A 12,033-nucleotide genomic window follows, 5' to 3' on the forward strand; every position below is an offset into this window, starting at 1 on the left:
ATTCCGACACGAGTGTTAGTATTTTTAGCCATCCCTAGGCTAGATTGGTGTTCAAAGCGATTAAGCGTCCTTAGGTAAGTATTGCTGCACAATGCTTGAAAAATCTAAGTGTGCATTACCTTGTAAACACAGCTGTTGATACATCTGCTGAACCAGTCCACCTAAAATAATCGGCTGTTTGACTTGTCCTGCGGCTTCTACAGCCAATCCTAAATCTTTCAACATCAACTGCGTTGCAAAACCATCGGTATAGCCACGTCCTGCAGGTGCATTTGCTGAGATACCTGGCCATGGATTACATACATCCGAACTCCAGCAACGTCCACTCGAACTATTCACCACACCCGCTAAGGCTTGAGGATCAATTCCCAGACGCGCACCGAGTGCCATACCTTCAGCAACGGCTGCCATGGAAATACCAAGAATCAAGTTATTGCAAATTTTCGCAATTTGACCTGCACCCACATCACCACAATGCACAATGTTTTTACCCATGTGCCCCAATACAGCTTTGGTTCTTTCAAAAGTTTGATCATCTGAACCGACCATAAAGGTTAATGTACCTGCCTGAGCACCAATAGTGCCGCCTGAAACAGGTGCATCACAGATTTTTATCTGATGTGCAGCACCCGCCTCGGCTATATCCTTAATGGTTTGCGGATCAATGGTACTGCTATCGATACATAAGCTTCCTGCTTTCATTACCGCTAATACACCATTTTCTCCCAAATACACTTCTTTGACATGCTTGGCAGCAGGCAACATGCTAATCACAACATCTGCTTGTTTCGCTGCATCTTGTGGGCTTTGGCAAACAATGCCACCTGCTTCAGTAAAATGCTGAATCGCAATTTCGTTTAAGTCGAAACCGTAAACCGTAAAACCTGCTTTGAGTAGGTTTTGGGCCATTTTTCCGCCCATGTTTCCTAAACCGATAAAGGCAATATTCATCCTTGAACTCCTAAATTAACGTAGGTTAATGGTGGTATTCACTTCACATTTTTCTTGTGTATCTTCGAACCAACGACTGGTGATGGTTTTGGTTTGTGTATAGAACTGAACTGCTTGCTTACCATATGGACCTAAGTCACCCAGTTTTGAACCACGCGATCCTGTAAAGCTAAAGAAAGGAACTGGTACAGGAATTGGAATATTGATACCCACTTGACCAATATCGATATCGCTTTGGAATGTACGAGCAACTGCACCACTTTGTGTAAATAGTCCAACACCGTTGCCGAATGGATTGGCATTAATCAATTCAATCGCCTGCTCCAGAGTATCGACATGAATAATGGCTAATACGGGTCCAAAGATCTCTTCGGTATAGATGCGCATATCGGTTGAAACTTGATTAAAAATCGTTGCTCCGACAAAGTTTCCTTGCTCATAGCCAATGACTTGAACATCACGACCATCCAGCAGCAACTCCGCACCTTGCTCTACACCGCTTTGAATTAAATCCAGTACACGTGCTTTTGCGCGAGGTGAAATAACTGGGCCAATATCGGTATTCGGCTCATGCCCTGCATTGACCTTCAGAGTTTTGGCTTTTTCAACCAGTTCATTGACCCATTCTTTACTTTCACCAACCATGACAGCAACCGACAAAGCCATACAACGCTGACCTGCCGCACCAAATGCTGCACCAACGAGGGCATTTAAAGTTTGTTCTTTATTGGCATCCGGCATTACCACCACATGGTTTTTGGCCCCCATCATCGACTGCACACGTTTTCCATGCTGTCCTGCAAGGTTATATACATGTGTACCAACGGCTGTAGAGCCTACAAATGAAATGGCCTTAATAGCTTGATGTGTACATAAACGATCAACAACGTCTTTACCACCATGCACTACGTTTAATACACCTGCTGGAATACCGGCTTCAATCGCAAGTTCGACAAGCATCATGGTCGATAATGGATCTTGTTCAGATGGCTTTAAAACAAAGGTATTTCCACAGACGATGGCCATTGGGAACATCCACAGTGGAATCATCGCAGGAAAGTTAAATGGCGTAATTCCTGCACATACACCCAAAGGTTGCTGCAAGGTATAGGTATCCACACCACGTGCAACACCTTCTATATATTCGCCCATTTGAAGTGTGCCAACCGAACACGCATGCTCAACGACTTCTAAACCACGTTGAATATCACCTTCAGCATCTGCAAGTGTCTTTCCTTGCTCAGCAGTCAGTACACGGGCAATGTCTTTCATATTGCTACGGATCAGATCTTGTAGCTTCAACATAATGCGCATACGTGCTTGTACGGGTGTTAAGCGCCAAGTTTTAAACGCCTCTTGCGCTGAAGCAATCGCTGCATCCACTTCTTCCATAGTCGCCATTGGAACACGACCCAAAACCTCTTGAGTTGCAGGATTTAGAATGTCTTGCCACTCTGTAGTGTTTGACTCTACAAATTTACCGTTAATTAATAATTTAGCCGTCGCTGACTGAATATTTGACATTGTGTTCATGACCTCTCCATAGGCACTTATTGTTTTGTACTGACTTAGAAAATATCCAAAAGCCTTATATTTATATTTTCCAATTCACTTCAAACTAGCAAAGAAAATTTTGACTACCAATAGAGATTCACGCACGATTGATGTGCAAATATGCACAGGGATGACAATAACAATGAAAGTAGACTGGGATCATTTACAGTATTTTTTGGTTTTGGCTCGTGCGAAAACCCTAACCAATACCGCCCGTATTATCGGTGTTGAGCACAGTACGGTTTCTCGACGTATACATGCGCTAGAACTGGCTTTAGGCACACCATTATTTAAACGTGAAGCCACAGGTTATGAGCTCACTTTAGAAGGTTTGGCACTGGTTCCTCGGGTAGAACAAATGGAACAGGCATTTTTACAAATCGAAAAACCTAACCAACCTATGCAAGGTCGTGTGCGAATTGGCACACCCGAAGGGTTTGGAACAGCATTTTTGACACAGCTCTTGGCAGAATTGTCCAAAAAATACCCTCTATTGACTATCGACCTTATTCCTGTCCCGAAAATGATCAAACTTTCACATCGTGAAGCAGATATTGTTATTTCCATCGATCGACCGAAATCAGGACCTTATATTATTACTCGACTGGCAGACTATTGTTTAAAGATTTATGGCAGTAAAGAATACTTAAAAAACACGCAACCCATTCATACATTGCAAGATTTAAAATCACACACTTTTGTGAACTATATAGATGATCTAGTCTATAGCCCAGAACTGTATTGTTTAGAGCGCTTACCTATTCAGCTCAATGCTAACTTTAGAAGTAGTAGTATTTTGGCACAACAAATTGCCGTGAGTGCGGGTGCAGGATTGGCAATATTGCCCAAATTTTTGGCCGAGGAAAAACCCGAATTAGAACAAGTCTTGGCGCAAGATGTTCGTTTTGTGCATACCTTTTGGATGCTAACCCTAGTCGATTTACAACATGAGCCACGCATTAAATTGGTTTGGGACTTTTTGAGAAAAAGAACTGACCAATATCATAGTTTATTAATGGATTAAGAGATGAAGCTTCCTTCCAAACTATAACTGTTATAGAAATTTAGATGAATGTTGTATCTATGCTTTCAGGCGATATACCCCAATAATCACCTATAACCACTAGGGATTTAGAGTACATCTTATGAGCAATCAAGAGCCTAAAAAACCGCAAAAATATGCAGACAGTGAAATTTCAGATAAGGCCTTTAAACGTGCCATTATTTGGTTCTCGATCTATGTGCTTTTATTCTGTATTGGTGTAGCGTTTGTCGTTGGTGCAGATAATTCCTATCTACCTTAAACGATAATCTATTCACATATGGCAACTCGCTATTGCATGTATATCTTACATTTCATGTTTGCTCATGATCAGTTCATAAAGTATTAATCGGATCATTAGGCCAAATAAATTGGTTTAAATTTGAATTTAAAACAAGCTTGTAAGTCTAGATTTACAAGCTTGTTTGCATTTTTAAAGTGATCAAATTACAGCTATAAAAATTACTTTCCCCTCTGAATCGCTTATGCAGGACTCTGTTTTTTTAAACTTGGTGCTGTAGATGCGTTTGAATATATTCACCGTATACCGACATTTTTTCAAAGATATGCTCTGAATAAAACATGTCTTCTACCAAGACTTGCGCACGGTCAAACTCATATAAACCTAATCGTTGTAAAATTTGCGCATTAATAAACGAAAATTTTTGGCATAAATCGATATATTGCTGATCTTTATCTTTAAATAGTAGTTTTAACATATTGATTTTACTTAGATTGAAGTCAATCGGTTCAGCTTTATCCGCCAAGACATGGATTTCAACATCTAAAAATTCAGCGAGCTGTTTTAATTTTTCTAAGTCGATATCTAGATGTGTAATACAAATGATTCTGGAAACTTTCGGATTACATAAGCTATTGATCAAACTAAAATAGAAGTATTCTGCTGGCGATAGTTGTTCATTATGTAGCTCAATGTAGACATTTAGTCCCGATAAAACATCATCAACTTTAAATGCGCTAAGTTTAGCCTCAGCATGATAATAATGATTCAATATCGCAACATTTTCAGGACTTTGCGGTGTAGCGTAGATCACCTTCTGATTCAAATTTGCTAGGATAAATGGTGCAAATAAGAAAGCCGCATTTTCAGCCTTGGCATTCATATGCTCCTGACAAATACTGACATAGCCCACTTGCTGTACTTGACGCAAAATTCGACTGCGTAAAAGCACCGCTTCTAAATTTGTATGCTGTTGTTGCAACAGATGCAGCGTTGAATCTGTCAATGGAACATCCACCAGTAAATGTTGTAACAGTTCTAATTCACTGGCTTTAAACATACTCAACCCCCTAACTTCCATACCATTTGACGCCACAAGTGTTGTGGTCAATGCACCTTATAAAAAATTCAAACTTAAAACTAGATACAGTGATTTTGAAAAAACTTATAACAGTACAGACTCATCTGTTATAAAAATATAATGCAAGGCTACTTTTACTGATATATTTATAACAGAACTTTGTCTTGTTGATGACTATGTATAAATCGGAACAGCTCGCTCAGCACCTACGTCAACTGATTGAAAATGGCACTTTAAAAGCGCACGAAAAGCTCCCGTCTTTGCGTGAACAAGTGCAGTTATCCGGCTTTAGTTTAATCACGGTCATGAATGCTTATCAGGAGTTAGAATCGCGTGGCTTAATCTATGCACGTGAAAAATCAGGCTACTATGTGGCGCAAGGCTTAGTCGAAATAGAGGCTGAACACGCTCAAATCGTGTCCTTAAATACCCCCATTGAAATTAACTCTCTGGTCTTTAAGTATTTAAAATCGATACAAGATGAAAAAATCATTCCCTTGGGATCAGCTTTTCCAGCGCAAGACATTGTTTTTTCTAAAAAGTTAACCCAAATCATGGGGCAAATTTCCCGAAATCCCCAAAGTTACGATGCCATTGATAATCTTCCACCCGGTAATTTAGCCCTACGTAAGTTAATTGCACAGCGTTATTGCATGCAAGGCATTGTCACAGATCCAGAGGATATTGTGATTACCTCAGGCTGTATGGATGCACTGAATCTTTCCTTACAGGCCATAGCCTCACCGGGTGACTATATTGTGTTACAGCAAAATATTTTCTATGGCGCCTTGCAAGCTGCAGAGCGCTTAGGCCTTAAAGTGGTGACCTTACCGGAACATCCACAAGACGGTTTTGATTTAACCGCGTTTGAACATATTCTAAAAACTTATCCCGTCAAGATCTGTTGGTTGATGCTGAATTCGCATAATCCTGTGGGCTTTACAGTCAGCGATGAAATCAAGCAAAAAATTGCCGTGTTATTACACCAATATCATGTGCATTTAATTGAGGACGATGTGTATGAGGAAATGCATTATGCATCCAAGAAACCCGTTTCAATGAAATATTTTGACCAAAATAATATGGTCTTACATTGCTCTTCTTTTTCTAAAACGTTGGGCGCTGCATTTCGGGTCGGTTGGGTCCATGCAGGTAAATACTCTCAAGCGATTCAACACTTACAACTCATGAGCACTATTTCCGTCAATACCTTATTGCAAAATGCCTTGGTGGAATTTATTTCAAATTATCATTATGAAAAACATTTACGGGTCCTAAGAAAAAGTCTACAACAACACAAATTACAGTTTTACCGTTATTTAGAAAACCGTCTACCGACTGGATGTAAATTACAATATCATCCAAGTGGTTATTTTCTTTGGTTAAAATTACCGGAGAATGTTGAAAGTATGGCAGTCTATGAAGCCTTAATTCAACAGCAGATCGGTGTTGCTCCAGGCCGTTTATTTAACGTATCAGAAGCCAAAACTCAATATATCCGTTTAAATTGTTCCTTTGCATGGAAGGATGAGATTCAACAGGCTTTAGATGCCCTCCTTAGTATAATCTCTGCACTTTCCTCAGATCAGATGAATATTTGACAATTTTTATTGTCATTATTATGCTCAAACAGATATTGTTCAAATACATATATTTGTTGTTGAGATAACACCGAATTCATTCAACATTTACCAAAATTCAAAAAACAAATGGGTTAGTTCATGGAAGATCAAAAACACAGTCAACGCATACATGCCTTTAGTTCGGATGTACTCACAGATCTGGATGCTGTGGGGATTGCACAGCTCATCAAATCTAAAGAAGCCTCTGTACAGGAAATAACACAAGCGGCCATTGCACGTGCGGAACAAGTCAATCCGTATCTAAATGCCATTGAACTGGACTGTTTTCAACGCGCTTTAGAGAAAAATCAATATGTTGAACATGGTCTTTTTGCGGGTGTCCCTTTTTTCTTTAAAGATAATCTAGATTATCAAGGCTTGCCATCACGCCATGGTTCAAAAGCCATCGGCTCAAAACCAGCCGATCGTAACCCTCAAATTAGCCAACAAATCTTAGATCAAGGTTTTGTCGTATTAGGAAAATCTAAACTACCTGAATTTGGTCTAAATGCCAGTACCGAATATAAAGATGGATCAGCCACCCATAACCCGTGGCATTTAAGTTATTCCTGCGGCGCGTCTTCTGGCGGTTCCGCAGCTCTCGTTGCAGCCGGTGTAGTGCCGATTGCCCATGCCAATGATGGCGGTGGTTCAATTCGTATCCCTGCTGCATGCTGCGGTTTGATTGGATTAAAGCCTAGCCGTGGCCGTACGTATGACAGTGAAGCAGCAGGCTCTCTTCCGATTAATATCATCAGTGAAGGTGTTTTAACCCGTAGCATACGAGATACTGCGCATTTTTATGCAGGAATGGAGTCAAGTTATTACAATAAAAAACTGCCACGAATAGGCATGATTCATGGCCCTTCTAAACGTCGACTACGCATAGGCTTAGTCCCGCAATCGATTACAGGGCAAATAGATAGCGAAACAACTACAACCTTAATGCATAGCGCAGCACTATTAGAAAAATTAGGTCATCATGTTGAAGAACTTCAGTTACCTTTTTCCTTAAGCTTTGTTGAAGATTTTAGTGAATATTGGGGGATGTTGTCCTTTTTACTGAGTACCTTTGGCAAGAAAATCTTTGGCGCTGACTTTAATCCAAAAGAGTTAGATAACTTAACCGTTGGTTTATCGAAGTTGTATAAAAAGAACTTTTATAAAACCCCGCTATTTCTGTATCGATTTAAGAAAATGCAGCAACAATATCGTGAAATCTTTAAGCATTATGACGTTTTGCTATCGCCTGTACTTGCACATACCACACCTAAAATCGGCTATTTGTCACCTCAATTACCGTTTGACCAGTTATTTGAACGTATACAGAACTATGTGACTTTTACACCCATCCAAAATGTTGTTGGTGCTCCAGCCATGTCGATTCCTATGGGAGAAACGCAAAACGACGGACTTCCAATCAGTATGCAAATTTCAGCTGATGTCGGTGATGAAAAAACCTTAATTGAACTGGCATATGAAATTGAAGAAGCTCAGCCATGGCGACGTATTCAGGATATGCCTCGAACTGCTTAACAAACTAATCAAAGAGTTAAAAAAAGGGAGCTGATTGGCTCCCTTTTTTTATTCAAATCCGCAGCATAAGGCTTTTCAATTGTTCGCTGTATTTGAATACAAGATACTTAATTAAAATGATACGTTAGTCCTGCATATACCGCCCGGCCTTCACCCGGTGTTAAACGAGCAGGATCTTTGCCGGCATCGTTATAGCCCGGTGTCACGGTAGATGCATATTTTTTATTGGCCATATTTCTGAAATCCAACCACGCCATATATTGTTTTTGTGGTTGTATATAGCCGAACGATGCTCCCCAAATTTGCCAATCTTTTGCGTAGAAGCTATTGGCATAGTCGGATGCGACCTTTGCGGCATAAAGTGTATTAACCGCAGCATAAAAGCCTAAAGGATGTTCGTATTTCAGTTCAGCCTGATAGATGTGTTTTGGTATACCTGCAAGCTCATTTTTTCCAAATACCGCATCATTTTTATAGTGAAAATCATTCAAGCTATAGGCTTGTTTCAGTTGAACTTGTCCATATTCATCATTTTGCCAAAGTGAACTGTTTAAACCGAATTCAATCCCTTGATGAATGGTGTCTGAAGCATTCGATTCGGCAATAATCTTTTTAGGCTCTGTTTGGATTTCAACAGCCAAGAGTTCATTTTTAACCTGTGAATAGTAATATGCAATATTCCACTCACCTAGTGCATGTTGACCACGCCCACCCAGTTCAAATGTATTCGCAGTCTGACTATTCAAATGAATCGGAGCGCTTTGGCGTCCCGTTGCTGCGCCACTACCATCTGGGAAGTATTGATCAGAACCCCAAATTAAAGCCCATGGATGTGGTGCTTCTAAGCTTCGACTGACATTGGCGAAGAGCTGTGTTTCTGGTTGGATTTGATATCGAAAACCTAGCGATGGCAGGACATTCCATTCACGAATATTTTCTTTATGACTTTGCACAGGCCATGTCACTTCACTTTCACGATGGGTGTACGCCAATGCAACTCGACTATCGAGCCAAAACTGTGGGTGTAGTGCCAAGGCATTAGCATAATGTAAAACATAGTCACCACCTTGGTAGGTATAATGCCGCGTTTCTGTACCCGCAGCATACGCGCCTTGCGCAACACGCAAGCGTTCAACGACCTGACCATCTGGCAAATGCGTGGTACTACGGAAACCTAAAGTATTTTGACTTTCATGCCCCCACAAGGTTCGGTCAAATTGGTAGTTAAATAAGGTACTGATATCGTCATAGTTTACATCAGTACTATATAACCCTTCTTGCAAATCCATCGGATAATGATGATAGGCCAGACCCAACTGTAAGCGATCACCGGAGTCCAAAGTCATATTGGTTTTATTCGCTAACCAAAGGCTTCCCGGCTGCGGGCGATTGTTATTTAGTGAGATATTTAGGGGGACTGCTTGTTTTGGATTTTGTTCAATCTGTTGTTGGGTTAGACGTCCAGGTGTTTGGTGTTCAGTCTCTCGGTAACGCAGATAAAAACGTGTATCTAGGTTAGGGTTTATTTTATATCCCACATTGGCCGATAAACCTTTGCTCTGACTTGAAGCATGATCTTGAAAACCGTCATCATCACTTTGCGTTAATGAAAGATAATAGTCTAAGTCACCGATTTGTTGTCCTGAGCTGATTTCACTTTTTTGATAACCGTGGCTACCCATTTCATGGTGCACTGAAAATTTAGCTGCATTTTTTCCAGTTGGGCTAGCATAGTTAATTAGACCACCCAAGCTTAATGCACCACGTGTTAAACCATTAGCCCCCCGTAAAACCTCTATATGGTCTACCCACAGCGGCTCAAGCAGTTCATAAGGTGTTCCTCCTGGCCCTGTAAATGGTAAATCATCTAAGGTTACATACAACCCTGAAGCATGCGCCCCCGGTGCACGATTGATCCCCGAGCCACGTATCGACAGTTTCACCCCTTCATTTCCTGAAGATGCCGCGTATATCCCCGGTTGATTTTTAAATAAATCAGCATTTGTTCGCTTGGGTACATCTTGAATGTCTGCTGCAACGATCGCATTGGTTGCACCATTTACTTTGGTCAGTGCTTTTTTTATTTGATCATCCATTGAACTTTGTTCAACGTTGATGGTGATTTCAGGTAATACATTGCTATCCGCAACACTATATTGTGCCATTGCAGTAAGCATCATCAGGCTTAAAAGCTTAAGTGACGTGTTGTTATATTTGGAAAATTGAGGGACATCCATGATTGCGTCTTCTAAGTGAAACGAATTTGACGGCAAGGATTGTAGTGTGTTTTATCATCATGTATGTATCAAAATATTTCAAAATTCATGATTTTTATCAATATCCTTCTTCGTATTTTTATATTCAAATGATTTGTTAAATGAAATAAAACAGATAATTATATTTTTTAGTCAAAAAATAAAAGTTTCTAAATAAGATAAAAGCCCTCAATCTGAGAAGATCAAGGGCGTGTATGGATTAAGAGTACGCATTGAAAGATTGTCGGAAAGTCAGATGTCAAAACCTGAATATACTTTCAATCACGCTCTCGTTAAATTGATATTGAAATTTCTAAGACAATTTAAATTAAACAATTCTCTGTAACAGCATTAGAAGTTGTACATCGCGACTGCATTGATTCGATTATCTTCACCTTTAGTACTGCCATTTGGTGCAGCGCCAAAAGCTTCACGTTCACCATAGACATATTCCAGACCTAAACTAATCGGCTTAACAGGGCTGTAAAATACATTTGCCCATGCTTGCCACAAGTTTTTATTGGCCTTGGTTTTATCAACTAATGAGTTGACATAATCTGCATTACCATCTGCTTTCATATAACCATAGCCCAATGTTCCGCGCCATTGTGCTGAAATTTGTTGAGTTAAACCTACTGTAATCGAGTCAAATTCATTGGTGGCGATGATGTCTTTATCCGCATTGGTCACAAAACCTTGGTTGGTCCATGACACAAAACTACTGTCGCCTTTGACATGGTAATAATCCGCGTTGAGCACTGTTTTATCCGTCAAATCTAGCTTTGCGCCCAGACCAAGTCCCCATGCTGTTTCTGTATCCGTATCCGTTTTCTTTTCAGCACCCATCGCACGTGCGCTCAACATGAGTGTATCTGTCATTTTATGGTTTAACCGCGCTGTTAATGCAGGCAAACGCATATTTGAACTGTCATCTTTAGAATCTTCTGCTGCAAGCACAAGATTTGTCTCAGGACTAAATTTGTGACTATAGCGAACTTGCGGTGTACGTTTAACAGCACCACCGACATAGCCCAATGCATCAATGGTTTCAGGCATATAATCAGGTACAGCAAAGTTAGACCATGTTTGCCCCACCAGCCAATCACCATAGGTCAAATAGGCATGACGAATCCGCAGTCCATCATTTGCGCCCAAAAAGTCGACTTCAATTTTACCGCCTACATCGCCCACTTGAGTCGGCGTTTTAAAGTCTAGTCCTAAACGTGTGGCAGCAAGTGTTGCTTTTAAACGATCTGAACTTTCAGCATTCCCTTCTAGCGGAACACTATTCATTTGGTTATAAAGGCGAGATAAGCTGACGCCTTCTGCCTGATAAGATGCATCTGCACGCACATTGCCATACAAGCTAAACTCAGCACCCGATTTGGTATTTAAACTCAGGCTCGGTGTTTGAGTCTGTGCAGCAACTACAGGTCGTTGTTTTACATCTATGATTTCACTCGACAAGGTGTTTTGTTGTTGAATATATTGCTGCATCATGGCTTTTAACGCTTTGACTTCATCACGCAACTGTTCAACTTCAGCTTCGCTGACAGCCGCATGTGTCCACATGGGGAACACGGCTGCACAAGCCAGTATCATCGGTTTCATTTTAAAGGTTTCTTTGACTAAATTTAGCTTTTGAGTTTTCATCCTGACCTCGATTTAGGCGATGCCCTTTCCTTATTTTTTGTCACAATTTCCCACTAGCCCTCATGCTGTGCATCAGGGCCTGGAAACTTAAAATTTTG

General features: G+C 40.5%; 9 protein-coding genes. 4 read left to right on the top strand and 5 right to left on the bottom strand.

Annotated features, from left to right (window positions below; all coding sequences use genetic code 11):
* Positions 1–60 precede the first annotated feature (60 nt).
* Both mmsB and FTV50_RS04835 read right to left on the bottom strand, forming a co-directional pair.
* Positions 61–951 carry a 3-hydroxyisobutyrate dehydrogenase gene (mmsB, locus tag FTV50_RS04830; protein ID WP_180023697.1) on the bottom strand — a complete coding sequence of 297 codons (891 nt, stop codon included), beginning with the start codon at positions 949–951 and terminating at the stop codon, positions 61–63.
* A gap of 15 nt (positions 952–966) precedes the next feature.
* The gene (locus FTV50_RS04835) at positions 967–2,484 is read right to left on the bottom strand and encodes a CoA-acylating methylmalonate-semialdehyde dehydrogenase (RefSeq protein ID WP_180023698.1); all 1,518 of its coding nucleotides are present in this window, start codon (positions 2,482–2,484) and stop codon (positions 967–969) included.
* Positions 2,485–2,647: 163 nt separating this feature from the next.
* Here FTV50_RS04835 and FTV50_RS04840 point away from each other — a divergent pair, with 163 nt between their 5' ends.
* Both FTV50_RS04840 and FTV50_RS04845 read left to right on the top strand, forming a co-directional pair.
* Positions 2,648–3,529: a LysR family transcriptional regulator gene (locus FTV50_RS04840; protein ID WP_218950709.1), complete on the top strand. Its 882-nt coding sequence runs from the start codon at positions 2,648–2,650 to the stop codon at positions 3,527–3,529.
* Positions 3,530–3,650: 121 nt separating this feature from the next.
* Positions 3,651–3,809 carry a hypothetical protein gene (locus FTV50_RS04845; RefSeq protein ID WP_168379604.1) on the top strand — a complete coding sequence of 53 codons (159 nt, stop codon included), beginning with the start codon at positions 3,651–3,653 and terminating at the stop codon, positions 3,807–3,809.
* Between the two features lie 241 nt (positions 3,810–4,050).
* Here FTV50_RS04845 and FTV50_RS04850 read toward each other — a convergent pair whose 3' ends face one another.
* Positions 4,051–4,848, bottom strand: a complete 798-nt coding sequence (locus FTV50_RS04850; RefSeq protein WP_180023700.1) for a hypothetical protein — start codon at positions 4,846–4,848, stop codon at positions 4,051–4,053.
* A gap of 197 nt (positions 4,849–5,045) precedes the next feature.
* Between FTV50_RS04850 and FTV50_RS04855 the strand changes: the two genes are divergently transcribed.
* Both FTV50_RS04855 and FTV50_RS04860 read left to right on the top strand, forming a co-directional pair.
* Positions 5,046–6,470 carry a PLP-dependent aminotransferase family protein gene (locus tag FTV50_RS04855; RefSeq protein ID WP_180023989.1) on the top strand — a complete coding sequence of 475 codons (1,425 nt, stop codon included), beginning with the start codon at positions 5,046–5,048 and terminating at the stop codon, positions 6,468–6,470.
* A gap of 120 nt (positions 6,471–6,590) precedes the next feature.
* Complete coding sequence (locus tag FTV50_RS04860; protein WP_180023701.1) at positions 6,591–8,027, top strand: amidase; 1,437 nt, start codon at positions 6,591–6,593, stop codon at positions 8,025–8,027.
* 107 nt (positions 8,028–8,134) lie between these two features.
* Here FTV50_RS04860 and FTV50_RS04865 read toward each other — a convergent pair whose 3' ends face one another.
* Positions 8,135–10,264 (bottom strand): TonB-dependent receptor domain-containing protein, encoded by a 2,130-nt coding sequence (locus tag FTV50_RS04865; protein ID WP_180023702.1) that lies wholly within the window; start codon positions 10,262–10,264, stop codon positions 8,135–8,137.
* A gap of 369 nt (positions 10,265–10,633) precedes the next feature.
* Positions 10,634–11,935: a DcaP family trimeric outer membrane transporter gene (locus FTV50_RS04870; RefSeq protein ID WP_180023703.1), complete on the bottom strand. Its 1,302-nt coding sequence runs from the start codon at positions 11,933–11,935 to the stop codon at positions 10,634–10,636.
* Positions 11,936–12,033 lie beyond the last annotated feature (98 nt).

It is taken from the genome of Acinetobacter sp. YH1901134 (assembly GCF_013416965.1).
GTDB classification, from domain to species: Bacteria; Pseudomonadota; Gammaproteobacteria; order Pseudomonadales; family Moraxellaceae; genus Acinetobacter; species Acinetobacter amyesii.

What these genes read in the sequence shown, in the direction of transcription:
- mmsB (WP_180023697.1), bottom strand. Translation starts at nt 951, where the DNA reads ATGAATATTGCCTTTATCGGTTTAGGAAACATGGGCGGAAAAATGGCC.
- FTV50_RS04835 (WP_180023698.1), bottom strand. Translation starts at nt 2,484, where the DNA reads ATGAACACAATGTCAAATATTCAGTCAGCGACGGCTAAATTATTAATT.
- FTV50_RS04840 (WP_218950709.1), top strand. Translation starts at nt 2,648, where the DNA reads ATGAAAGTAGACTGGGATCATTTACAGTATTTTTTGGTTTTGGCTCGT.
- FTV50_RS04845 (WP_168379604.1), top strand. Translation starts at nt 3,651, where the DNA reads ATGAGCAATCAAGAGCCTAAAAAACCGCAAAAATATGCAGACAGTGAA.
- FTV50_RS04850 (WP_180023700.1), bottom strand. Translation starts at nt 4,848, where the DNA reads ATGTTTAAAGCCAGTGAATTAGAACTGTTACAACATTTACTGGTGGAT.
- FTV50_RS04855 (WP_180023989.1), top strand. Translation starts at nt 5,046, where the DNA reads ATGTATAAATCGGAACAGCTCGCTCAGCACCTACGTCAACTGATTGAA.
- FTV50_RS04860 (WP_180023701.1), top strand. Translation starts at nt 6,591, where the DNA reads ATGGAAGATCAAAAACACAGTCAACGCATACATGCCTTTAGTTCGGAT.
- FTV50_RS04865 (WP_180023702.1), bottom strand. Translation starts at nt 10,264, where the DNA reads ATGGATGTCCCTCAATTTTCCAAATATAACAACACGTCACTTAAGCTT.
- FTV50_RS04870 (WP_180023703.1), bottom strand. Translation starts at nt 11,935, where the DNA reads ATGAAAACTCAAAAGCTAAATTTAGTCAAAGAAACCTTTAAAATGAAA.